The following is a 21,881-nucleotide window of genomic DNA, read 5'->3' as shown; positions in this document are numbered from 1 at the left end:
GCCCGTCCCGGGGTGCGGCACGAGGACGGGAATAATGGGAGCACTGGAGATACCCGCCCCCCTGTTTCAGTGGCTGGATGCGCAGATGGAGACCGCGGTCCCGCCGGTGGGGCGGGTGGTGATCTGGGGCATCGTCGGTGCCCTGGTATCCATGGGCCTGTATAGAGCGCTCTCCGCGCAGGGCCGCATCGCCCGGGGCAAGCTGGAGCTCGCCCAGGCTCAGCGGGATCTGGATGGGTATGACGGTGATCTGCGCGGCGCTTGGCCGCTGATCGGGCGGCTGCTGAAGGTGGCCTTCCGGCAGGTGGGCCGGGTCGGCTGGCCGGCGGTCGTGGCGTCCCTGCCGCTTCTGTGTCTGCTGGTCTGGATGAGCACCGCATATGGGTACGCCTTCCCGCCCGCGGGGGCCGAGCCGGTGATCCGGACCGAGCCTCCCCGGATGGAGGCCCGATGGCAGGCGTCGGATGGTTCGGGGACGGGAGGGCAAGCCCGTCCCAGAGTAGTGGTGGCGGGCGCGGACGGCCGGGTGGTGGCCGATGTCCTGGTTCAGGCACCGGTTCCCGTGCTGCACAAATGGCGCTGGTGGAATGCGCTGATCGGCAATCCCGCTGGTTATCTGCCCGCGGGGGCCGCGGTGGAGCGCATTGCCCTGGAGCTTCCGCGCAAGGAATTCCTGCCGGCGGGACCGCATTGGGTACGGGGCTGGGAATTCAGCTTCTTCCTGTCGCTGATCCTGGCGTCGGTGGCCCTGAAGCTCCTGTTCCGAATCGAATGAGGGGCGGAGGAGAAGTGGGAAAGCACGAGGGTGAGAAAACCGGCTTCCACGTGGACACGTGGGTCCATGTGCTGAGCGGCTGGATCAGCCGCCACCCCGGCCTCTGGACCCGGCTGGGCAACCTGGAAACCCGGCTGCTGGCGGATCCGCTGGCCGGGGTGGCCGTACAGCAGCCTGTCTACATCGCCGGTCTGGCGCGGGCGGGGAGCACCCTGCTCCTAGAGCTGCTGAATGCCCACCCGGAGGTGGCCACCCACCGCTACCGGGATTTTCCGTTCCTGTTCACACCCTACATGTGGAACCGCTTCCTTGATCGCGTCCCCCGACGGGAAGGTCCGCCCACGGAGCGGACGCACGGGGATGGGATCCGCATCACGCCGGAAAGCCCGGAAGCCTTCGAAGAGATGCTGTGGATGGCCTTTTTCCCGGATCTCCATGCGCCGTCCAACAGCAATGTCCTGAACCAGGAGACGAGCCGGCCCGAATTCGAGCGCTTCTATCGCGACCACATCCGCAAGCTTTTGCTCGTGCGCGACGGGAGCCGGTACGTCTCCAAAGGCAACTACAACGCCACGCGCCTGGAGTACCTGCAAAAGCTGTACGGGGATGCGCGGTTCCTCATCCCGGTTCGGGATCCCGTCTGGCACATCGCCTCGCTGATGAAGCAGCAGCGTCTGTTCTGCGCGGGACAGCGGGGCAATCCCCGGGCGCTCGCCCACCTCCAGCGGGTCGGACATTTCGAGTTCGGCGAGGACCGGCGGCCCGTGAATGCCGGAGACTCCTCCGCTGTCGAGGCCATTCGGGCCCTGTGGGCGCAGGGCGCGGAGGTGGAGGGGTGGGCCCGTTACTGGGCGCATATCCACAGCTTTCTGGCCGATCGCCTGGAATCCAGCCCGCAGCTCGCCGAAGCGGCCCTGATCGTCCGGTACGAGGAGCTTTGCGACGCTCCGGACCAACAGCTCCAGACCATCCTGGAGCACTGCCGACTGTCCCAACCGGACGCCGTGCTCGACTTGGCGCGACGGCGGGTGCGCTTCCCCACCTATTACGAGCCGAGCTTCAGCCCCGAGGAGCTGGAGACCATCAGACAGTGGACGGAGCCGACAGCGCACCGTCTGGGGCTCAGCCTCCAGCAGCGCGTGCCCGCCTGATGTCCCCGGGAGCCCGCTATCTCTCTGGCATTTCTCGATTTTACGGCGCCGTCGATTACAGGCTCTTCGCAGGGCACTAGTGGATTCTCCCCATTTATGCCTGCCCCCATGCATGGCCATCTTTCTAGAAAGGGATCGAATCGAGCTCCTGCGGCCGTGCCGGATATGGCTCGGAAGGAGCAGTGCGGAATCATCCAGGGGGTGTTCGAGGATGTCCTGTGACCCTGCTGAGGTTGTGATTGCGAGCGACGCGGTTACCCGCCGGGTCTGCGAGTATTTGCGTGCCTGCGGAGTGACCGATCCGAAACGCCAGATCGCCCTGTGCCGACGGGTCCGCTCCCAGATGGAGGCCCGAACGCCCTACAGTGGGGACATGGCGGGGGAGGTCCCGTTCCGTAGCATCCAGCCCCTTATAGACGAGGCCCTGGCCGACGAGGCCGGCCTGTCCGAGACGGGCGGCGGTAGGGGGCTCGACGGCTGTCAGCCGCGCCTCCTGCGCGGAGGACGGCGAATGCGGCCGGCCTTCCGAAATTCCTTTACATGGGAGGGGCCGACCCCGGTACCGGTAAAGATGCATCCGCAGGATCTGAGTGCGTTTCCTTCCCTGCGCCGGATCGGGATCTTCATCCCGCGGCCCGCCACATCCTGGTCCTGGGTAACCATGGGCAGCTTGGCCTTTATCATCATGGCGCTCTGGTAGGACACACATGCAAACTGGGACTGCCTGTCTACAACGCCTTAGGCGTTGGCTCCTCCTTCTGCTCATCGTAACCACCACCGCAGCCGGAACCTGGGTACTGGCAGCCATTCTCCAGGTTCAGGGGCTCCACCCCTTCGAAATGGGGCTCCTGATACTCTTCCCCATCCTGTTCGCCTGGATCGCAACCGCCTTCTGGACCGCAATGGCGGGATTGTGGGTGCTCGTGCGCGGCCGGGACCCCTGCTGGCTGTCCGCTTCCAGGAAGTCCCCGGAAGGGGAGCGGGAAGCGGAGTCCCGCATCGCCTTGGCCATGCCCATCTTCGAAGAGGATCCGCACCAGGTGCTCGCCGGTCTGCGCGCTACCTACGAGTCCTTGCGGCAAACCGGGCAGGCCCACCGTTTCGATGTTTACATCCTCAGCGACTCCAAGGACCCGGAAACCTGGATTGCCGAGGAGCTGGCCTGGAACGCCCTGTGCGAGGCGGTGGACGGCTATGGGCAGATCTTCTACCACAGGCGTCAGAACAACTGGGGCAGGAAAAGCGGCAATATAGCGGAGTTCTGCCAGACCTGGGGCCTGAATTACGACTACATGGTGGTGCTGGACGCGGACAGCGTGATGGCCGGCGATACGCTGGTGGAGATGGCCGAGCTGATGGACGCCAATCCGGGCACGGCGCTGATCCAGGTGCCGCCGGCACCGGTTCATCAGGAAACCCTGTTCGCCCGCATCCAGCAATTCGCCGGCGCGGCCTACGGACCCTTGTTCGCCCATGGCCTGAGCTTCTGGCAATTGGGGGAGGGCAATTACTGGGGGCACAACGCCATCATCCGGGTGGCGCCGTTCGTGAAGCATTGCGGGCTGCCCGAGCTGCCCGGAAAGCCGCCTCTGGGCGGCGAGATCCTGAGCCACGATTTCGTCGAGGCCGCCCTGCTGCGCCGGGCGGGCTGGCAGGTCTGGATGGCCCCCTGGCTGGGTGGAAGCTTCGAGGAAACGCCGCCGAGTCTGGTGGAGCACCTGAAACGGGACCGGCGGTGGTGCCAGGGCAACCTGCAGCATGCGCGCCTGCTCCTGGCCCAGGGCTTTCGCCTGCCCAACCGGGTTCATCTGGGCATGGGGGTCCTGACCTATCTGAGCTCCCCCCTGTGGCTGATCTTCCTCGTGCTCTCCGGTATGGAGGCACTGCGACGCAAGCATACCGATCCGGTCTATTTTCTGGACAACAGCCTGTTCCCGGTATGGCCCCCGACTTTTTTCATGGAGGCGGCCACGCTGCTGGTGATTACCCTGGGCTTTTTATATCTGCCCAAGCTGTTCGGCTACCTGCTGTTGTTCCGGGACAGTCGGATGCGGGCGAGATTCGGCGGCGGTCCCGCCGCGGGCCTGAGCATGGTCCTGGAAAGCCTGTTCTCCGCGCTTCTGGCCCCCATCCTCATGCTGTTCCAGACCCGTTTCGTGGTGGCCAATCTGCTGGGCCGAGCCGTGGGCTGGACGCCGCAGAAGCGGGGGCCCGGCGCGGCGGCCAACGTGGGTCCGCTAGTGACCGCGGTCGGCTGGCAGACGCCCATTGCCCTGGTGGTGGGGGCTTGGGCCTACTTTAACCTCTCCGAGTTTTTCCTCTGGCTGATACCGGTACTGATCGGTCCCCTGCTCGTGGTGCCCATCACTCTGTTCTCCGGGCTGGTATCCCTGGGGCGGGCGGCCGCCCGGTTGGGCCTGTTCGTCATCCCCGCCGAAAGCGCCCCGCCGGAAGTCCTGCGGCGGCTGGACGAGCTGACCCGCCATCCCACACCCGTTCCCGGGACGCCGGGCTCCGGGGAAAGCTACACGCGCCAGGCGGTGATGGACCCCTTCGTCAATGCACTGCACGTTTCCCTCACGGGCTCCCGGGCCAAGCTGCTGAGCCAGCAGTATTACCTCGACTCCATGCTTACCCGGGTCCAGGAGCGGGGCCTGGAGGACCTCGCTCCCGCCGAGATGCGGGTTCTCCTTGGCGACGGCGACACCATGCTCCGCCTGCACGCCATTGCCTGGGAGACGGAAACCGGGGCCGGAGCGTTGTCACCGGCGGTGCAGGACTGAACAGGGGAGTGCCGTCAGGAGCGGTGCAGAAAATAAACAGGGCCCCATTGTGGGGCCCCAACTACCGGGTTCGGCGCTATCCGGTGGCTAGACCTGCCGGGGATTCCACTGATAGAGCCAGGTCTCGGTAAGGGCGTTCTTGCCGAGGCGCAGAAAGCAGCGCAGATCGATGGATTGATTGCCGTCCCACTCCAGATCGAATTTCACCCGCCAGGCATTGATCTCATCCACCGGCCAGACCGCGGGCTTGATCACCTTGCCCCGGGTGGTGGAAACCACCGGCTCCACGGGCGCATCATTAGTGAGCAGGGGCAGGTCGCCCCCCCGGAAATCGATGACGAACTTCTGTACCTTCCCGGAGGGACGGTCCCCCGGAATGCCGCCTTGCCCGAGCCGGGTGGCGGTGACGTGGCCCGTCCCCATGCGCTTCACCGGCGCTTCCGGCCCCCAAAGCAGGCGATAGGAGAATTCCATTTCCTTGCCGGGCTTCACGGGCTCCTTGGGGTTCCAGAAGGCCACGATGTTGTCGTGGATCTCCTCCTGGATGGGGATCTCCACCAAGTGGATATGGCCCTCCCCCCAGTCGTTCATGGGCTCCACCCAGAGGTTCGGCCGCTGGTTGTAATATACCCCGTCATCCTGATAATGCCCGAACTTCCGGTCGCGCTGGAGCAGTCCGTAGCCCCGCGGGCTCTTGTCCATGAAGCTGTTGAGCGCCAGCTCCTTGGGGTTGACCAGGGGTCGCCAGACCCATTCCCAGTTCCCCCGCCACATGGATAGCCCGTCCGAGTCGTGCACCTCCGGCCGGAAATCCGGGTTTTCGGGGTCGTCGTTCTCGCCGTGCAGATACATGCTCGTGGCCGGGGCCACACCCAGGAGCTCGATGGCGTTCCGGGGATACAGCACCGATTCCACGTTCATGATGGTGGTGGCCCCGGGCATGATCTGGAAGCGGAAAGCCCCCGCGATGCTCTTGCTGTCCAGCAGGGCGTAAACGTTCATGTGGGTCTGTCCCGGCTCCGGCTTCTCCAGCCAGAAAGCGCGGAAAAAGGGGAATTCCTCGCCCTTGGGTAGGCCCGTGTCGATGGCCAGCCCCCGCGCGGATAGCCCGTACTGCTGGTTTTCGCCCACGGCGCGGAAGTAGCTGGCCCCGAGGAAGGAGACCATGTCCGGGGCGAAATTCAGGAAGTAATGGAGCCGGAAGCCGGCGAGCCCGATATCCCCGAGGTTCCGGTGCTTGAAGGTGGCATTGTCGTAATTGAACATTTCCGGGTAGAAGCGGATAGGCTGGACTTCGCCCTTCTCCACTTCGTAGATGTCCACCGGATGCTTGTAGTAGTGGCCCAGGTGGAAGAATTGTGCTCGGAAGGCCAGGTCGGAGTCGTGCCAGAGCGCCTCTTCGGGGCGGTAGCGGATGGAGGTGTACCCTTCGTAGCCCAGGTCGGAGAGCTCCTGTGGCAGATCCTGCGGGCGAGGCTGGAAGGGGCGATTGGCGAGGTCTCGCGCCTGCCGTTTGACCTGCTCGAAGTCGAAGGACTTCCTGTCTGCTGCGCCGCCCGGCTCCTTGTCCTGGGCATGGGGCTTGCGGATCGGGATGCCGAGCAGGCCCAGGGAGGATAGGAGAACGCTGCGGGCAAAGAATTGACGTCGGTCCATGCCGGACTGCCTTTATGGAGTAATGGGTCGGGTCCGGAAGGGTGACCCGCGGAATTGAAAAAAAGAATCGACACTGAATATCCAGCGTATGTCCGGGGGGTGATCCGGTAAATAAACCGGTTTGTCCCCGGTCAAGTCCGCGGTAAGCCCTTGGCGGGGAGGACGCTGGGGAAGGGAAGGGCCTGCAAAAACGTTGCCCCCCGGGGTGGGGACGCGGGGCGGAGCGGCGGGCGCTCACGCCGCCCCGACGTGGGGTAGGAATGCAGTTCGGTGGTGTACGGCCGCTCCCGGGTTGGGCCGGCTCAGAAATCCACCCGGCCGTTTTTCGCGGCCTCTTCCACCATGCGCTCGAACTGTTCCCGGGATAGGAGTCCGTGCTCGGCAACCAGCTCACCCACCGGTATGCCGGTGCGCTCGGACTCCTTGGCGACCTCGGCGGCCTTTTCGTATCCGATGGCCCGGTTGAGCAGGGTGGCCAAGCCCACGCTGGCCAGCGCGTATTCCCGGTTCCGCTCCCGGTTGGCCGTCATTCCCCGCACACCGCGCTCCGTGGCGGCGGAAACCGAGGCGGTCAGCCACTCCATGGCGTCGAACAGGGCGGAGCCCAGGGCCGGCATCATGACGTTCAGCTCCATCTGTCCGGCCCGGTTCATGGCCTGGATGGCGTGGTCCTGGCCCAGAACCTGGTACAGGGTCTGGTTCAGCATCTCGAACATCACCGGGTTCACCTTGCCCGGCATGATGGAGGAGCCGGGCTGAACGGCGGGAAGCTGCACCTCCGCCAGCCCGGTGCGCGGGCCGCTGGAGAGGAGCCGGATGTCGTTGCTGATCCGGGTCAGCTCGCCCGCCAGCGCGGCGATCTGTCCGGAGAACTGGGCCAGGTCGGCCATGGACTGCATGGCCGCGGCCATGTCCGGGTGGGGGGTAATGGGTCTCCCCATGAGTCGGGACAGCTCCTCGGCGGCCCGCTCCCGGTACCCTGGCGGCGCGTTGAGGCCCGTGCCGGCGGCCGTGCCCCCCAGGCCGATCCGATGCAGGGACTTGGCGGCCTCTTCCAGCCGCTCCACCTGCTCGCGCAGAGTCCATGCATAGGCGGCGAGCTCACGGCCCAGGGTGGTGGGCACCGCATCCTGGAGATGCGTGCGCCCGCTCTTGATGGTTTCCCGCTCCCGGTCGGCGAACGCCTCCAGGGCCCCGGCCATCTCACGGACGGCCTCCGCCAGTCGCGGCAGCTTCGCCAGGGCGGCCAGTCGGATGGCCGTGGGGATTGTGTCGTTGGTGCTCTGGGACTGGTTGACGTGGTCATTGGGGTGCACCGGATCGTAGACTCCGCACTCCCCGCCCAGGCCCAGGTTGGCCAGATTGGCGAGCACCTCGTTGGCGTTCATGTTGTGGCTGGTGCCCGCGCCGGCCTGGAAACGGTCCACCACGAACTGGTCGGTGTACGCCCCGCCGAGGACCTGGTCGCAGGCCTCCCGGATGGCGTCGGCCCGCCGGTCATCCAGGCTGCCGCAGGCGTGATTGGCCGCCGCCGCGGCCCGTTTCACGCGGACCGTGGCCGCAACGAAGTCGGGGTCGGGCCTCCGGCCCGATATGGGGAAATTGGCCAGGGCACGCGCGGTCTGGACGCCGTACAGGGCATCGGCGGGTACCTGGAAGGTCCCGAGGCTATCTTTTTCGGTCCGGGTGGGTGTGCTCAAGCCGTCCTCCCTTCGGGGCGATGGGCGTGGAAAAGGGGTATTTTAGGCAGGAGGCGGATGGGCGCAAAGGAGGAACGGTTGTCGGGCTGCGGGGGGCGGACTAGAATGACCGTTCTAGTTATTGTAAATAGTACCGACAATCCCGGTTAGCCGGGCAAGCTCCGGAGGTGAGGCCGCCATGTGGAAATGGCTCCCGGCGTTGCTGTTCCTGGCGGCTCCCGCGCAGGCCGCCCTGGACGGCGATGCGCAGAATGGCAAGAAGCTTTACAAACAGTACTGCGCGGGACAGTGCCACACGGCCAGCGTCCACAAGCGTGAAGACGTCCGGGCCACCAACCAGGCGGAAGTGGTGGCGTGGATCCAGCGTCAATGCACCCAGGCCATGGCGCAGAACCTCTCCATTCAGGAGATCGAGGATCTGGCCACCTACCTGAACGAAGCCTACTACCACTATGACAAGTAACCGTGCCGGCGGGGTCGGCACGCTCCTGCTGCTGGCGGTCCTGATCGTCGGGTTTGCCGGTTACGGGGCCTGGGCGGGACCCGGGGAGAAGACCCCCGAAACCGCCCTTGAGACCCTGGAGGGCGGAAAGCTCCGCCTCGCGGAGTACCGCGGGAAGCTGGTCCTGGTGAACTTCTGGGCGCCCTGGTGCCCGCCCTGCCGCCAGGAAATGCCCGACCTGCAGGCCTTTCACGACGCCCACGCGGACACGGTGGTGGTCGGCTTGGCCGTGGACTACCGGTCCCGGGGGAATGTCGCGAATATGGCCGATATGATGAACATCACCTACCCGGTGGCCTACGCCAGTCGGAAGACGGCGCAGCGGTTCGGCGATTTCCGGGGCCTTCCCACCACCTTTCTGATCTCTCCCGACGGCCGGATCGTCGGCCGGCATTCCGGTGTTCTCAAGCGGGGGCAGATGGAACGGTTCCGGGAGGAGCACCTCCCTTCGGCAGACAGTCCCTGAGCCCCGCCTCATGCGCAGAGCCCCCGCTTCCAGTACCACTCATCCGAACGGCGGTTACGTGCCCATGAAGCGAGGCAACCCCCTACGGGGCGTTCTCCCGGCGCTCGGCCTGCTACTTCTCCTCGCCGACCCGGTGCGCGCGGACGGCCGCTCGGCCCTTCCTGATGGGCCCCTGGAAATACGCCAGGCCGTCCGGTTGGGCCTTCAGCACCATCCGGACCTTCTGGCCGCCCAGGGCCGGGTTCGGGAGCGCGAGGCGCGCTTGCGCTCGGCCACCGCCGGGTACCGTCCCCGGCTCTACGCGGAGGGCATCTACCGGCAGGGCCGGCAGATCGGGGGGCGGGATGAGGGAAAGTTCACCGACGATAGCGAGGCCCGGGTCGTGCTTGAGCAGCGGCTGTACGATTTCGGTGCCCGGGCGGCCGCTGGCCGTGCCGCGCGGGCTCGGCGTGAAGCCTCCGAGGTTGCCCTGTTCGATGCGCGGCAGAGCCGGATCCTGGCCATCCGGCGGCAGTTCTATGATGTCCTCCTGGCCGACCGCCAGGTACAGGTCTGGAACGAAGCCATGGCGGTGGCCTTCGTCCGCTGGGATTATGGCAAGGGCCGGCGGGAGCTCGGGGATATCTCGCCCGTGGAGCTGGCCCGGCTGGAGAGCCGCTTCCGCCGGTTCCGGAGCAACTACCGATCGGCCCAGTACGACGCCCGGCTGGCGCGGGTACGGCTGGCCCACGCCATGGGGCTCGAGGACGCCGTTCCCCGGGATCTGGTCCGGCCCGATCCGGACCTGGACCGGGAGCTTCCCTCGGTTCAGGAGCTGCGCGACCGGGCCTGGCGCACCAATCCCCGGCTGATCGCGGCCCGCCAGCGCCTGGAGGCGGCCCGTGCGGATGCCGACCGACGCGAGGCCCAGCGCCTGCCCCGGTTCGTGGGCGAGGTGGTAACCCAGCGCTATGCGCGCCAGTTTGATTTCCGCAACGAGGTGGAGGCCGCCATCCGGCTGGAGGCGCCGCTGTACGAGGGCGGGCGCCTTGGCGCCCGGGCGGAGGCGGCCCGCGCCGAGGCGCAGCAGAGACGGGCGGACTGGCTGCGGCTCCGCGCCCGGGTGGAGGAGAATATCTACGATGCCCATCTGGATGTGCAGAGCTGGCGGGAGAAGCGGGCCTATGCCCGGGCCCTCCTCCAATACCGGAAGCTCAAGACCGATCTGGCGCGGACCGAATACGTGCTGGAGCTGGAAACGGATCTGGGCGATTCCCTGACCGAGCAGACCCGGGCGGAACTGAAGCTGGCCAGGGCCGAATTCGGTCTGGCCATGGCCTATGACCGACTGGACGCCCTGGTTGGCGAGCCGCTGGGGCCGAATACGGAGAAAGCGCGATGAGGCGGGTTGTACTTGCGGGGATGGTGCTGCTGTTGCTGGGCGCGACGGGCGCGGCCGCGCAGGAAGCGGACCGCACGCCCATGGAGGGCCGGCTCGAGGCTCGCCGCATCGTAACCCTGGGTGCCCAGGTCAGCGGACCCATGGCCGAGGTGCTGGTGGATTCGGGAGAACGGGTGGAGAAGGGAGAGCTGCTTGCCCGTATCGACCCCGCCCGCTACCGGGCCGCGCTGCAGAAAGCCGAGGCCCGCCTGAAGAAGGCCAAGGCCGTTGCCAAGGAGAGCAGCCGAGAGCTGGAGCGCCAGGAGAAGATCTACAACCGGGGGCTTTCCGCTCGGCATGACCTGCAGATCGCCCGGCGGGACGCGGCCCGGGACCAAGCCGCCGTGGAAGCGGCGCAGGCGGAAGTCCGGCAGGCGCAGGTGGATCTGAAGCATACGGAGATCCGGGCGCCGCTCGACGGCGTCATATTGAAGCGCAACATCAATGTCGGGGAGGCGGTGATCGCCAATCTGCGGCCGCCCATGCTGTTCCGGGTGGCGAGCTCCCTGGACGCCCTCGATGTGGTGGTGCCCATCACGGAGAGCCAAGTGGCCCGGGTGGCCGAGGGGGACCACCTGGAGGTGACCTTCCCGGCCTACACGGAGAAGCGGGTCCGGGGGGAGATCATCAACATCGCCCGGGCGCCCTCGGAGAAGAAGGACGCGGGAGCACGCTATCCCGTTCGGGTACGGGTCCCGAATGCCGGGGGGGGACTGCGAATCGGCATGCGGGCGCGGGTGTTCTTCCCGTAGCGGATCCGGATTGCGAGGTCGCGCAGGCCGCCGGTAAGGTGGGGTCGCGAAGGGTCCTAGGAGGCCGCCGCCTCCGGGTCGAACAGGAATACCTTGCCGAAGACCCAGTCCCGCCGCAGCCGGTCGTTCCGGCATATGCCCTGCACGATCCGGCTCTGCCAGGAATGGGGAATCCAGCGGGTGGGATCGAAGCGCGGCGCCTTCTGCGGGCCGTAGCGCTCGGTTAGCTTGCTTGCGTATCCTTCCAGATCCGCTCCCGCGAATCGGCCCCGCTCCAGCGCCGTCCGGGCCACCTCCGCGGCATCGCGGGCGCTTTCCACCGCCGGACGGATCCCCTCCCCCGAGTAGTGCCGGGCCAGTCCCGCCGCGTCGCCCACCAGCAGGAACCGCTCCCCATGGGCCTGGTTGGGCACGGAATCGTAGATCTTGTAGGGATGACCGCGGAACTTGGTCAGGTCCGCCTCCAGCTCCGGAGTAAGCCGGCCCAGGTCGCGAAGCTGCTGCATGAAGCGCGGGTGGGCATCCCGGATCCGGGGATCGCCGAGCCGGCCGATGCCGATGTTCAGGTAGTCCCCCTTGGTGAAATACCAGGCGTAGCCGTTGAAATCCGGCTCCAGGAAAAGCTCCGGGACCTCGTAGTAGGGGGTGTGCTCGCGGATGCGATCCGCGCCGACACGGGTCTCGCTTTCCAGGGTGACCACCATGCGCTCCTCGGCGGCATGGGTGGTGAGCTTGCGGCGAATGGGGTCCTTGGAGCCGCCCGCGCCGATGGCCAGGGGCGCGCGGTAGGTGCTTCCTTCGCGGGTGGTCACCACGAAGGCATCCGCATTGCTCTCCACGGACCCCACGTTCTCGTTGAGGAAGCGCGCCCCCGCATCCAATGCCCGCTGCAGCAGGAAATTGTCGAACTGGGCCCGGATGATCCCGTAGCTCACCGGACGCCGGTAATCGGTGCGGCATGGCGTATCGCCCACCCACAGGACAGCCGAGGAGAACGGGCTGATGGTGTGGGGATACTGCTCGGGGTCCAGCTCCAGCGCGTCGAGAATCTGCGGCGTGATCCAGCCCGCGCAGAGCTTGACCCGGGGGAATTCCGCACCGTCCACGACCAGAACGTCCACCCCGTTGCGGGCGAGATCCCAGGCGACGGTGGACCCCCCCGGCCCTCCGCCGATTACCAGCACGTCGGCATCGAATTGGCTGTTACTCATAGATGTCCTCCCTAGTCAGAGGCACGGAGGCGAAACGGGGCATGCGCTTGGAGGACAGTACCTGGTAGAGGAAGATCTGGCCCTCCTCGAAATAGATGCTGCTCATGGCCAGGTAGAGTACCCAGGTGCGGTAACTGCGCTCGTCAACGTGCTGAAGGCACTGATCGCGGTTGCGCCGCAGGCGATCCACCCAGTCCGCGCAGGTCTTGGCGTAGTGCCGGCGCAGGTTTTCCACATCCTGGACCTCGAAGGCATTGTCCTCAAGCTGGGTGATCACCGTGGACAGAGAGGGTGGCTCCCCCTCGGGAAAGACGTGATCGCTGATCCAGTCGCTGCCGGGATTGGGCCGCCATTCCCGGCAGCGCGAGATACCGTGGTTGAGGAACAGGCCGTTCTCCTTGAGGAGCCGGTGGATGCCGTTGAAATACTGGGCGAGATTGCGGTGACCAACGTGCTCCACGATGCCGATGGCGCTAATGCGGTCGTACTGGGTGGTGCCCACCAGGTCCCGGTAGTCCCGGTATTCCACGAACGCCTGGTCCTCCAGTCCTTCGCGGCGGATCCATTCCTGAGCGTAGTCCGCCTGCTGCTGGCTGAGCGTGACGCCGTGGGCGGTCACGCCGAAATGCTTGCAGGCGTGCACCACGAAGGAGCCCCAGCCGCAGCCGATGTCCAGAAGGGTCTGGTAGGGCTTCAGCCGGAGCTTGCGGGCGATGTGGTCGAATTTGGCCCGCTGGGCCTGCTCGAGATCCGCCTCCTCGTCCGGGTAATAGGCGCAGGTATAGGCCATCTGCGGATCGAGGAAGAGCCCATAGAAGTCGTTGGAAAGGTCATAATGGAAGGCGATGGACCGCCGGTCCTTGGTGCGGGTATGACGAAGCATGGCACTCAGAGTCGCAGAAGGATGAAAAGGATCTTCAGCTTTTCGCCCAGGCGGAGGGTGCGGGCCCGCTCGATGAGCGTGTTCTTGGCCTTCAGGCCGGCGATGAGGTCGCCTTCGATGTCCATTTGCTGGTTCACAAAGGCCTCCGCCGCGAGGTATTCATTGTGGCGAAGGAGAAGCCGTCGCACGGATCCGGGACTGTCGAAGATGATAACGAACTGCGGACGGTCCGTGTAGCGTAGCTCCCGGTCACCGACCCGGATATTGAAGTCCTTGCGGCTGTGCCGGAACAGAATGTCGGCGATGGCGCCGAGCCGCCGGGCAATCTTGTCCTCCTGCGGGAATACATCCGCGGCGGTGTAAAACATGTGCTCCTCTCGTAACCCTGCGAAAAACCGTGGAGAAATGAAGCGCCCCGCCGCCGGACAGAATCGCCCTGCGGCGCGGCGAGCCATGATTGGAGGTCCGTTTATGCAGCGACACTATATCATTCACGGCCGGGTGCAAGGCGTCTTTTTCCGCGATTCCACCCGACAGAAGGCCCGGGAGCTGGGTGTCCGCGGCTGGGTGCGCAATCGCCCGGACGGGGCGGTGGAGGCCATGGCAGCGGGGGAGGAGTCGGCCATAACCGCCCTGGAGCAGTGGTTCCGGGATGGCGGCCCGCCGGCGGCGCGGGTGGAGCGGCTGGAGCGCGAAGAGGTGCCCGAGGAGCATTTCGACGGCTTCGCGGTCCGGTAACCGGAATCCGGGGGAACGGGGCGGACTCCCCGGAGGGACCGTTCAGGCCATGAGCTCGTCCATGCTGTCGAGCAGGCGCCGGGTATACTCCAGATCGGTCCGGTCCCGTTTCGCCAGGGTGGTCACCGAGACGTAGTCGTCGGGCTTGATGAAGCCGTGGATCGACGGTTTCGCCAGATAGAGCTTGTCGTGACGCAGCGCCAGGAAAACGAAGGCGGGTCCGTGCCCCAGGGGCAGGTTCTGCCCGGTCAGGGCCATGAGCGGCGTCAGCACTCCGTGGACCAAGGCCTCGGCCGCCTCGGGCCGGTCCGTGAAGATGCGGAAATTGGTGTCGATGGCCTCGTCTCCGGCGTTCCAGGTCCGCAGGTCGCCGTCCTCCCTATCGGGACGCCAGTGACGGATCTTGTTCGCGGCCAGGGCGGAGGAAAAGGCCGGCGCTCCTTCCCGGGGTACCGCGACGACCCGGGCGCCCAGACTCCGGTTCAGCTTGCCGTGCAGGAACAGGCCCTGAAAGACGATGCGGCGCCCCGTACCGGCATCGGCGGTATTGTCCCGGGATCGTGCGGCCACCTCGGCGAGGCGGAATCGGCCCGCCGCCTTATCCACCAGCAGGGAGCGCCGACTCTCGTAGTGGCTCCATCCGGATTGGAACAGGCCGCTGGCGCGGAGCACTTCCGCCCCGATCCCTTCCTCCGGCAGGAATCGGGCCTGGGGCAGCAGCTCCTCCAGCAGGGGCCGGGTGACGTCGCGATGGTAGGCGGTCTCGAAGGTCCGGCGCTGCTTGCGGTTGCGCAGGAGGGTGTAGGCGATCAGTCCGCTGAACGGGGCCGCGAACAGCCCGGCGATGATTCCCGCGTATGCGGGAATCCCCTGCTGCCCGAGCCCCCAATAGACGGCGAAAAAGGTGAGCCCGGCGGGAAGGAACAGCTTCAGGCGCTTCTCGTTCCGCAGCCGGATCCGTAAGGAATCCAGCCTTTCGAGGACCGCATCCGTGGCGCCCGACGCTTTCCCGCTGGCCCCTTCGCAAGTCGTGCTCAAAGGTTCCTCCCTTGCTTTGAGGGAACTCCGGGGTTCCGTCGGCCTGGCTACGGTCCCGATTGCCCGTGCTCAGTGCTCCGCCCACCGCCGCCGATAGGCGCGGTAGATCTTCTCCGGATAGATGGTGCGGCCGCTGCTGCCGTTATAGGCGGCGAGGGCCTTGAGGATGTCCCCGCCCTCGCGGCGCAGGTAATGGCGGAGGATGGTGCAGCCGTAGCGCAGGTTGGTGCGGGGCTGGAACAGGTTGTCCCGGGGGCGTCCGATCTCCTCGCGCCAGAAGGGCATGACCTGCATCAGTCCTCGGGCGCCGGCGGAGGACAGGGCGAAGCGCTTGAAGGCGCTCTCCACGTGAATGACCGCGAAGACCAGGCCGGGCGGGATGTCGGCCCGTCGGGCCTCCCTGAAGATCAGGCCCGTGAGCCGCCGGCGCCGCTCGGAGTCGTCAACGAAGGGCCGCAACCGGCGCATGTAATCCTTGCGCCAGACCTGGCGGGCGAAGCGGTCCTCGGCGGGGTGGGGCTGGTCGAGGGCGGCGCCGAGCTCCTGACGAAGGCGCGGATCCACGGGGCCGGCGGTGGCCGGCGGGGCCGTCGTAATCAGCAGGCCCATGGCAAGGCCCAGCAGCCACCTGGACAAGCGGCTATTCCCCAGCGGGTGGCTCGGGCAGCTCCGCGGCAACCTCCCCGCTTTTCACCACCAGCACCGGGCTGGCCGCCTTGCGTACCACCTTCTCGGCGGTGGAGCCGATCAAGGCGTGGCGAAGCCCTGTACGGCCGTGGGAGCCGATGACGATCATGTCGGCCGGCAGGTCCCGGGCGAACTGGTTGATGGCGGCGAAGGGCCGCATGGCGGATTCCTCGCAATGCACGATCACGGAAGCTCCCTGCGCCGTCAGCTCCTCCTCGAGCTGGTCCAGGTAGCGCCGGCACTGCTCCAGCATTTCCTCGGTGAGGTCTTCGGGGGGCATGACCAGCTCGGGCCATTCGGCATAGATGAGCTGCGGCGTGACCACGTGCAGCAGGTGGAGCTCGGCCTGGAAGCGGATGGCCAGTTCCGCGGCGGAGCGGGCGGCGTAGTGGGCGGGCTCCGATTGGTCCACCGGTGCCAGGATGCGGCGGAGTTGCATGACAGTCCCCCTTGAGCAGCGTCCCGCCCGGGCCTTGCCGGGGGACGCCCAGTACTCCTTGTAAAGCTTACCCCCATTGAAAACAGGGATAAAGAGGGCCGTCAGGAGTCCGCGGACCGGCTCCGCAGAAAGTCTAGTATGCCGTCCACCGGGGCGTCCTGCGCGTCCTGTTCCGCCCGAGACTTGTACTCGTACATCCCCCGGTCCAGCCCCTTCTCGCCGACCACCAGACGGTGGGGGATGCCGATCAGGTCGGCGTCGTTGAACTGGATACCGGGGCGCTCGTCGCGGTCGTCGTAGAGCACCTCGTAGCCGGCCTGCCGCAGCTCCCCGTAGAGGGCTTCGGCGGCGTCCGCGACACGCTGGGACTTCTTCTTGTTGATGGCGATCAGGGCGATGTCGAAGGGTGCGATGGCCTGCGGCCAGCGGATGCCCCCTTGGTCGTGGTTCTGCTCGATGGCCGCGGCAACGATGCGCGAGATGCCGATACCGTAGCAGCCCATGAGCATGGGCTGCTCGCGGCCGTCCGCGTCCAGGTAGGTGGCACCGAGGCTTTCCGAGTACTTGGCGCCCAGCTTGAAGATATGGCCCACCTCGATGCCGCGGGTGGTGTCCATGGGAGTCCGGCATTGGGGACAGGGATCGCCCTTCACCACCATGCGCAGGTCCGCCGCCTGGGGCTCGGGCAGGTTTACGTCCCAATTGACGCCCATGAGGTGCTGGTCGGGCCGGTTGGCCCCGCAGACGAAGTCGGCGAGCACGGCCGCCTCGCGGTCGGCCAGCACCGCCACCTTTTCCGCGTCGAGGCCCACCGGGCCCACCGAGCCCGGTTCGGCGCCGGCAAGCTGCCTGATCCGGTGGCTGTCGAGGAAATGGCATTCCCCGCCGAGAGCGGGGTGGGCGGCGGCCTTGTCCTCGTTTAGCTCGTGGTCGCCGCGCAGGATCAGGGCTACCGGGCCGTGGCGTCCCTCGGCGAACAGGGTCTTCACCGTGCGATCGGCGGGCACGTCCAGCATGGCGGAGACGGCGGCGATGGTGTAGGCGCCGGGGGTATCCACCGTCCGCAGGTCCTCGGCCGGTGCCGGACGCTCCGTTTCCGGGGCGGCCGCTTCGGCCAGCTCCACGTTGGCCGCATAGCCACAGGAGGTACAGAAGGCGATCTCGTCCTCGCCGGAGTCCGCCAGGACGTGGAACTCGTGGGAGACGCTGCCGCCGATGGCGCCGGTCCGGGCCCGTACGGGCCGGAAATCGAGCCCGAGCCGGAGGAAGATCCGCCGGTAGGCCTCGAACATGGCCTCGTAGGTCCGGTCCAGGCTGGCCTCGTCGGCCTCGAAGGAGTAGCCGTCCTTCATGACGAACTCCCGGGCCCGCATGACCCCGAAGCGCGGCCGGATCTCGTCCCGGAACTTGGTCTGGATCTGGTAGAGATTGAGCGGGAGCTGGCGGTAGGAGCGCACCTCGCCCCGGATCAGATCCGTAATCACCTCCTCATGGGTGGGACCCAGGGCGAAGTCACGCTCGTGACGATCCTTGATGCGCAGCAGCTCGGGGCCGAAATTGTCCCAGCGCCCCGATTCCTCCCAGAGCTCCGCCGGCTGTACCACCGGCATGAGCACTTCCTGGGCGCCGGCCGCGTTCATCTCCTCGCGCACGATCTGCTCCACCCGCTGCACCACGCGCAGCCCGAGCGGCAGCCACGAGTAAAGGCCGGCGGCGAGCCGGCGGATCATGCCGGCGCGCAGCATGAGCTGATGGCTGATGATCTCGGCGTCGGCGGGGGTCTCGCGCAGGGTGGGCAGAAGGTACTGAGAAAGGCGCATGCGGCGCGCTCCGGGTGGTTGCAACGGGAACAGGGGCATGCCGAGTGCTCGGCATGCCGACTCTAGGCGATCCGAATGCGGGGAAGGGCGGCTGGGCCCGTCCGGCTGCCCGGATAAGGTACCACGCAGCCGGTGCCGGGCACTACGAGGGCGGGTCAGCCGCCGTCCGGCAGGGGCTCGCGCTTGTCGCGCTCGATCTGTGCGTAGGCGGAGTGGTTGTGGATGGACTCGAAGTTCTCGGCGCCCACCGTGTACCAGATGATCTGGTCGTCGTCCTCGAGCTGGCGCGCGATATCGCGGACTAGGTCCTCCACGAACTTGGGGTTCTCGTAGGCGTGCTCGGTGACGTATTTCTCGTCCGGCCGCTTCAGCACCCCGTAGAGGTCGCAGGACGCCTGCTCCTCCGCCAGCTCCACCAGGTCCTCCACCCAGACGAAATCCCGTCCCCGAACCTGCAGGTCCACGTGGGAGCGCTGGTTGTGCGCGCCGTATTCGGAGATGGACTTGCTGCAGGGGCAGAGGCTGGTGACGGGCACCCGGACACCCACGGTGATCTCGTAGTCCTCGGGGCTCATGTGGCCGCGGAGGGTGACTTCGTAGTCCATGAGGCTCTCCGCCCCCGATACCGGGGCCTGCTTCATGATGAAGTAGGGGAAGGTCATCTCGAGGTGGGCCTGCTCCGCCTCCAGCCGGGCGCGCATCTCCTCGAGGATGGACCGGAAAGACATCACCGAGATCTCCCGTTCGTGCTCGTTGAGGATCTCCACGAAGCGGGACATGTGGGTGCCCTTGAAGTGCTGGGGCAGGTCCACATAGGCATTGAAATGGGCCAGGGTGTGCTGCTCGCCCTGCGTGCGGTCCTTGACGCGCACCGGATGACGGATGTCCTTTATGCCCACCTTGTTGATGGGGAGCCGGCGCTGATCCGGAAGACCCTGCGTGTCCTGGATCCCGCTGGCGCAGTCGGGGAGATGCTGCTCGGTGACCGAGCGCTCGTATACGGTCATGAACCAAACCCTTGATTGGCGGAAGGGGGAGCCCGCGTAATGATTGAGTGCACTGCTAAGGAACGGCCCCTAGCTTACTTTTGGGAGCATTCCCGTGCAACTTGACGGGGTTGGGCGAGCTCCTGGAGGCAGGCGGTCATTCCCCGGGCGTCCAGGCCGTATTCGGTGAGCAGGGCACCGCGCTCCCCCTGCGGCACGAAGGCATCCGGCAGGCCCAGGCAGCGCACTTCCACCTCGGCGTCCAGCGTGCCGATGAAAGCCTGCACGGCCTCGCCCGCCCCTCCGGCAAGGGCGTTCTCCTCCACCGTGACGAGGTGGCTGTGGGACACCGCCAGCTCGGCCAGGAGCGCGGTATCCAGGGGCTTCACGAAGCGCATGTTGACCACGGTGGCGTCCGTCGCTTCCGCGGCCTCCAGGGCGGCGCCCATGAAGGGCCCGAAGACTAGCAGGGCCTGATCTCCGTTACCTTCCCGGACCACCTCGGCCTTCCCCACTTCGAGCGGCTCGGGCGGTCCGCTCATGGCCAGGCCCACGGCCTTGTCCTTGGGATAGCGCAGGGCCGACGGGCCGTCCAGGGCCAGGCCGGTGGCCAGCATGTTGCGCAGGTCCAGCTCGTTGGCCGGGGTCATGATCGTCATGTTGGGTATCGGACGGAGGAAGCTGAGGTCGAAGTTGCCCCCGTGGGTGGGGCCGTCCGGCCCGACGATCCCGGCCCGGTCGATGGCGAAGACCACGGGCAGGTTCTGGATGGCGATATCGTGTATCAGCTGGTCGTAGGCGCGCTGCAGGAAGGTGGAATAGATGGCCACCACCGGGCGCAGCCCCTCGCAGGCCTGTCCGGCGGCGAAGGTCAGGGCGTGCTGCTCGGCGATTCCCACGTCGAAGAAGCGCTCCGGGAACTGCTGCTCGAACTCCACGAGGCCGGAGCCCTCCCGCATGGCCGGGGTGATGCCCGTGACCCGGGCGTCGGCGGCCGCCACCTCGCATAGGGCGTCGCCGAAGACCTTGGTGTACGCCTGGGCCCCGCCGCCGGATTTGCGCGGCGCGCCGGTCACCGGATCGAAGGGGGTCACGCCGTGATACTTGGTGGGCTCGTTCTCCGCGGGCTCGTAGCCCTTGCCCTTGCGGGTGACCACATGGAGGAGCCGCGGGCCGTCCATGCCGCGCAGATTGGTCAGAATCGGGAGAAGCTCTTCCAGATTGTGGCCGTCCACGGGACCGATGTAGTTGAAGCCCAGCTCCTCGAACAGGGTTCCGGGGGTGATCAGGCCCTTGAAGTGCTCCTCCGCGCGCTTGGCGAAATCCCGGGCGGGCGGAATGCGGGCCAGGGCGCGGTCGGCGTTGTCGCGCATGCGGTTGTACCAGCGTCCGGCGATAAGGCGGGAGAAGCGCTTGGACAGGGCCCCGACGTTCGGCGAGATGGACATCTCGTTGTCGTTGAGGATCACCAGCAGGTTGGCGTTCAGATGGCCGGCGTGGTTCAGCGCCTCGAAAGCCATGCCCGCGGTCATGGCGCCGTCGCCGATGATCGCCGTCACGGCGCGGTCCTCGCCCTGCTCGGCGGCCGCCTGGGCCATGCCCAGGGCGGCCGAGATGGAGGTGGAGGCGTGGCCCACGCCGAAGGTGTCGTAGGGACTCTCCTTGCGCTTGGGGAAGCCGGAGAGGCCGCCGGCCTGGCGGATGGTGCCGAAGGCGCCACGCCGGCCGGTGAGCAGCTTGTGCACATAGGCCTGATGGCCCACGTCCCAGACGAGGCGGTCCCGGGGCGTGCTGAAGGCGTAGTGGAGGGCGAGGGTCAGCTCAACGGTACCCAGATTGGCCCCCAGATGGCCGCCCGTCTCGCTCAGGGACTCCAGGAGGAAGGCGCGGAGCTCGGCGGCGAGCTCGGGTAGCTGGGATTCCTCGAGGCTCCGCAGGTCCTCGGGATAGTTGATGGTGTCGAGCAGTTGCGACATGGCTCAATGGTCCCGGTCGATGATGTAGCGGGCCAGGGCCCGCAGGGGTTCCGCGGCTTCCCCGAAGGGGGTGAGCCATTCCAGGGCCTGGTCGACTTCCTGGCGGGCCAGGCGTTTGGACTCCTCGAGCCCGAGCAGGGCGGGGTAGGTGGCCTTGTGGTGCTCGGCGTCGGCGCCCGCCGTCTTGCCGAGGGCCTCCGTATCTCCCTCTACGTCCAGGACATCATCCGTGATCTGGAAAGCCAAGCCGATATGCCGCCCGTAGGCGCCCAGGCGATCTACCGATTCCGTATCCGCGGTGCCGGCCAGGGCGCCCAGCTCCACGGAAGTCCGCAGGAGGGCACCGGTCTTCAGCCTGTGAATGCGCTGCAGGGCCTCCATGCCGATCTCCCGGTCTTCCTGGGCCAGGTCGAGGGCTTGGCCCCCCACCATGCCGGCATGTCCCGCCGCATGGGCGAGCCGCCGGGTCATGGCCAGACGCACGGGGACCGGAAGGGTGTCGGCGTCGGCGATGGCCTGGAAGGCCAGCGTCTGCAGGGCGTCCCCCACGAGCACGGCAGTGGCCTCGTCGTAGGCCTTGTGGGTGGTGGGCTGGCCGCGGCGGAGGTCGTCGTTGTCCAGTGCGGGCAGGTCGTCGTGGACCAGAGAGTAGGCGTGGATGCATTCCACCGCCGCAGCAGGGGCGAGGGCCCCGTCCGGGTCGCCGCCCACGGCCTCGCAGCCGGCCAGCACCAGGATCGGCCGCATGCGCTTGCCCGAGCCGAGCACGGCATAGCGCAGGGCCGCGCCCAGCGGGGCGGGGCTCAGGGCATCCGCTTCGGGGAGGAGGACTTCGAGGGTCTGCTCGACACGGCTACGACGGTCCTTGATGAAGCTTTCCAGGCGGGGCTCCAAGGGA

Annotated in this window: 21 protein-coding genes; 9 read left to right on the top strand and 12 right to left on the bottom strand. The window is 66.9% G+C overall.

The window, feature by feature from the left end:
• Positions 1-34 precede the first annotated feature (34 nt).
• The 4 genes from ACERLL_RS09855 (at position 35) to mdoH (ending at position 4,709) form a co-directional block, all read left to right on the top strand.
• Positions 35-775, top strand: a complete 741-nt coding sequence (locus tag ACERLL_RS09855) for a hypothetical protein (RefSeq protein ID WP_373655914.1) — start codon at positions 35-37, stop codon at positions 773-775.
• Between the two features lie 14 nt (positions 776-789).
• Positions 790-1,926, top strand: coding sequence for a sulfotransferase family protein (locus ACERLL_RS09850; protein WP_373655913.1), 1,137 nt, complete (start codon positions 790-792; stop codon positions 1,924-1,926).
• A 211-nt stretch (positions 1,927-2,137) separates the two neighbouring features.
• Positions 2,138-2,626, top strand: coding sequence for a hypothetical protein (locus ACERLL_RS09845; protein WP_373655912.1), 489 nt, complete (start codon positions 2,138-2,140; stop codon positions 2,624-2,626).
• Between the two features lie 7 nt (positions 2,627-2,633).
• Entirely contained in the window at positions 2,634-4,709 is a 2,076-nt protein-coding gene (gene mdoH, locus ACERLL_RS09840) for a glucans biosynthesis glucosyltransferase MdoH (protein WP_373655911.1), read from the top strand.
• Positions 4,710-4,796: 87 nt separating this feature from the next.
• On the opposite strand, the gene ACERLL_RS09835 is transcribed toward mdoH, so the two are convergent.
• Positions 4,797-6,365, bottom strand: a complete 1,569-nt coding sequence (locus tag ACERLL_RS09835) for an OpgD/OpgG family glucan biosynthesis protein (protein WP_373655910.1) — start codon at positions 6,363-6,365, stop codon at positions 4,797-4,799.
• A gap of 302 nt (positions 6,366-6,667) precedes the next feature.
• Positions 6,668-8,065: an aspartate ammonia-lyase gene (locus tag ACERLL_RS09830; RefSeq protein ID WP_373655909.1), complete on the bottom strand. Its 1,398-nt coding sequence runs from the start codon at positions 8,063-8,065 to the stop codon at positions 6,668-6,670.
• 178 nt (positions 8,066-8,243) lie between these two features.
• Between ACERLL_RS09830 and ACERLL_RS09825 the strand changes: the two genes are divergently transcribed.
• The 4 genes from ACERLL_RS09825 (at position 8,244) to ACERLL_RS09810 (ending at position 11,205) form a co-directional block, all read left to right on the top strand.
• Positions 8,244-8,528 carry a c-type cytochrome gene (locus ACERLL_RS09825; protein ID WP_373655908.1) on the top strand — a complete coding sequence of 95 codons (285 nt, stop codon included), beginning with the start codon at positions 8,244-8,246 and terminating at the stop codon, positions 8,526-8,528.
• The gene (locus tag ACERLL_RS09820) at positions 8,518-9,033 is read left to right on the top strand and encodes a TlpA family protein disulfide reductase (RefSeq protein WP_373655907.1); all 516 of its coding nucleotides are present in this window, start codon (positions 8,518-8,520) and stop codon (positions 9,031-9,033) included. Before ACERLL_RS09825 ends, ACERLL_RS09820 begins: the two co-directional genes overlap by 11 nt.
• 64 nt (positions 9,034-9,097) lie before the next feature.
• Positions 9,098-10,414, top strand: a complete 1,317-nt coding sequence (locus ACERLL_RS09815) for a TolC family protein (protein ID WP_373655906.1) — start codon at positions 9,098-9,100, stop codon at positions 10,412-10,414.
• Entirely contained in the window at positions 10,411-11,205 is a 795-nt protein-coding gene (locus ACERLL_RS09810; protein ID WP_373655905.1) for an efflux RND transporter periplasmic adaptor subunit, read from the top strand. Before ACERLL_RS09815 ends, ACERLL_RS09810 begins: the two co-directional genes overlap by 4 nt.
• Positions 11,206-11,261: 56 nt before the next feature.
• Here the strand turns inward: ACERLL_RS09810 and ACERLL_RS09805 are convergent, their stop codons facing one another.
• Genes ACERLL_RS09805 through ACERLL_RS09795 form a run of 3 tightly spaced genes read right to left on the bottom strand, consistent with a single transcriptional unit; the run spans position 11,262 to position 13,667 of the window.
• The gene (locus ACERLL_RS09805; RefSeq protein ID WP_373655904.1) at positions 11,262-12,416 is read right to left on the bottom strand and encodes an NAD(P)/FAD-dependent oxidoreductase; all 1,155 of its coding nucleotides are present in this window, start codon (positions 12,414-12,416) and stop codon (positions 11,262-11,264) included.
• Entirely contained in the window at positions 12,409-13,299 is an 891-nt protein-coding gene (locus ACERLL_RS09800) for a class I SAM-dependent methyltransferase (RefSeq protein WP_373655903.1), read from the bottom strand. The genes ACERLL_RS09805 and ACERLL_RS09800 overlap by 8 nt, the downstream gene beginning before the upstream one ends.
• A gap of 5 nt (positions 13,300-13,304) precedes the next feature.
• Positions 13,305-13,667 (bottom strand): hypothetical protein, encoded by a 363-nt coding sequence (locus ACERLL_RS09795; protein WP_373655902.1) that lies wholly within the window; start codon positions 13,665-13,667, stop codon positions 13,305-13,307.
• A gap of 103 nt (positions 13,668-13,770) precedes the next feature.
• Between ACERLL_RS09795 and ACERLL_RS09790 the strand changes: the two genes are divergently transcribed.
• Positions 13,771-14,037, top strand: a complete 267-nt coding sequence (locus tag ACERLL_RS09790; RefSeq protein ID WP_373655901.1) for an acylphosphatase — start codon at positions 13,771-13,773, stop codon at positions 14,035-14,037.
• 42 nt (positions 14,038-14,079) lie between these two features.
• Here the strand turns inward: ACERLL_RS09790 and ACERLL_RS09785 are convergent, their stop codons facing one another.
• The 7 genes from ACERLL_RS09785 to ACERLL_RS09755 all read right to left on the bottom strand — a co-directional run bounded on the left by ACERLL_RS09785 (position 14,080) and on the right by ACERLL_RS09755 (position 21,877).
• A complete protein-coding gene (locus ACERLL_RS09785) occupies positions 14,080-15,075 on the bottom strand; it encodes a hypothetical protein (RefSeq protein WP_373655900.1) in 996 nt (331 codons plus the stop codon).
• A 69-nt stretch (positions 15,076-15,144) separates the two neighbouring features.
• Positions 15,145-15,711 carry a lytic transglycosylase domain-containing protein gene (locus ACERLL_RS09780; protein WP_373655899.1) on the bottom strand — a complete coding sequence of 189 codons (567 nt, stop codon included), beginning with the start codon at positions 15,709-15,711 and terminating at the stop codon, positions 15,145-15,147.
• A 4-nt stretch (positions 15,712-15,715) separates the two neighbouring features.
• Positions 15,716-16,201, bottom strand: a complete 486-nt coding sequence (locus ACERLL_RS09775; protein WP_373655898.1) for a universal stress protein — start codon at positions 16,199-16,201, stop codon at positions 15,716-15,718.
• A 101-nt stretch (positions 16,202-16,302) separates the two neighbouring features.
• Positions 16,303-18,021, bottom strand: a complete 1,719-nt coding sequence (locus ACERLL_RS09770) for a proline--tRNA ligase (protein ID WP_373655897.1) — start codon at positions 18,019-18,021, stop codon at positions 16,303-16,305.
• Positions 18,022-18,176: 155 nt separating this feature from the next.
• A complete protein-coding gene (gene folE2 / locus ACERLL_RS09765; RefSeq protein WP_373655896.1) occupies positions 18,177-19,028 on the bottom strand; it encodes a GTP cyclohydrolase FolE2 in 852 nt (283 codons plus the stop codon).
• Positions 19,029-19,102: 74 nt separating this feature from the next.
• On the bottom strand, positions 19,103-20,983 hold the full coding sequence (gene dxs / locus ACERLL_RS09760; RefSeq protein ID WP_373655895.1) for a 1-deoxy-D-xylulose-5-phosphate synthase: 1,881 nt from the start codon (positions 20,981-20,983) through the stop codon (positions 19,103-19,105).
• Positions 20,984-20,986: 3 nt separating this feature from the next.
• Positions 20,987-21,877: a polyprenyl synthetase family protein gene (locus ACERLL_RS09755; RefSeq protein ID WP_373655894.1), complete on the bottom strand. Its 891-nt coding sequence runs from the start codon at positions 21,875-21,877 to the stop codon at positions 20,987-20,989.
• Positions 21,878-21,881 lie beyond the last annotated feature (4 nt).

This window comes from Thiohalorhabdus sp. Cl-TMA, assembly GCF_041821045.1.
In the GTDB taxonomy this organism is placed as follows: Bacteria; Pseudomonadota; Gammaproteobacteria; order Thiohalorhabdales; family Thiohalorhabdaceae; genus Thiohalorhabdus; species Thiohalorhabdus methylotropha.
Note: the sequence above shows the minus strand (reverse complement) of the source record. Positions and strands in the feature narration are given on the sequence as shown.

Bases quoted from the DNA above. Each gene is read 5' to 3' on its own strand.
- ACERLL_RS09855 (WP_373655914.1), top strand. From the start codon at position 35: ATGGGAGCACTGGAGATACCCGCCCCCCTGTTTCAGTGGCTGGATGCG.
- ACERLL_RS09845 (WP_373655912.1), top strand. From the start codon at position 2,138: ATGTCCTGTGACCCTGCTGAGGTTGTGATTGCGAGCGACGCGGTTACC.
- mdoH (WP_373655911.1), top strand. From the start codon at position 2,634: ATGCAAACTGGGACTGCCTGTCTACAACGCCTTAGGCGTTGGCTCCTC.
- ACERLL_RS09835 (WP_373655910.1), bottom strand. From the start codon at position 6,365: ATGGACCGACGTCAATTCTTTGCCCGCAGCGTTCTCCTATCCTCCCTG.
- ACERLL_RS09825 (WP_373655908.1), top strand. From the start codon at position 8,244: ATGTGGAAATGGCTCCCGGCGTTGCTGTTCCTGGCGGCTCCCGCGCAG.
- ACERLL_RS09820 (WP_373655907.1), top strand. From the start codon at position 8,518: ATGACAAGTAACCGTGCCGGCGGGGTCGGCACGCTCCTGCTGCTGGCG.
- ACERLL_RS09815 (WP_373655906.1), top strand. From the start codon at position 9,098: ATGAAGCGAGGCAACCCCCTACGGGGCGTTCTCCCGGCGCTCGGCCTG.
- ACERLL_RS09810 (WP_373655905.1), top strand. From the start codon at position 10,411: ATGAGGCGGGTTGTACTTGCGGGGATGGTGCTGCTGTTGCTGGGCGCG.
- ACERLL_RS09805 (WP_373655904.1), bottom strand. From the start codon at position 12,416: ATGAGTAACAGCCAATTCGATGCCGACGTGCTGGTAATCGGCGGAGGG.
- ACERLL_RS09800 (WP_373655903.1), bottom strand. From the start codon at position 13,299: ATGCTTCGTCATACCCGCACCAAGGACCGGCGGTCCATCGCCTTCCAT.
- ACERLL_RS09795 (WP_373655902.1), bottom strand. From the start codon at position 13,667: ATGTTTTACACCGCCGCGGATGTATTCCCGCAGGAGGACAAGATTGCC.
- ACERLL_RS09790 (WP_373655901.1), top strand. From the start codon at position 13,771: ATGCAGCGACACTATATCATTCACGGCCGGGTGCAAGGCGTCTTTTTC.
- ACERLL_RS09775 (WP_373655898.1), bottom strand. From the start codon at position 16,201: ATGCAACTCCGCCGCATCCTGGCACCGGTGGACCAATCGGAGCCCGCC.
- ACERLL_RS09770 (WP_373655897.1), bottom strand. From the start codon at position 18,021: ATGCGCCTTTCTCAGTACCTTCTGCCCACCCTGCGCGAGACCCCCGCC.
- folE2 (WP_373655896.1), bottom strand. From the start codon at position 19,028: ATGACCGTATACGAGCGCTCGGTCACCGAGCAGCATCTCCCCGACTGC.
- dxs (WP_373655895.1), bottom strand. From the start codon at position 20,983: ATGTCGCAACTGCTCGACACCATCAACTATCCCGAGGACCTGCGGAGC.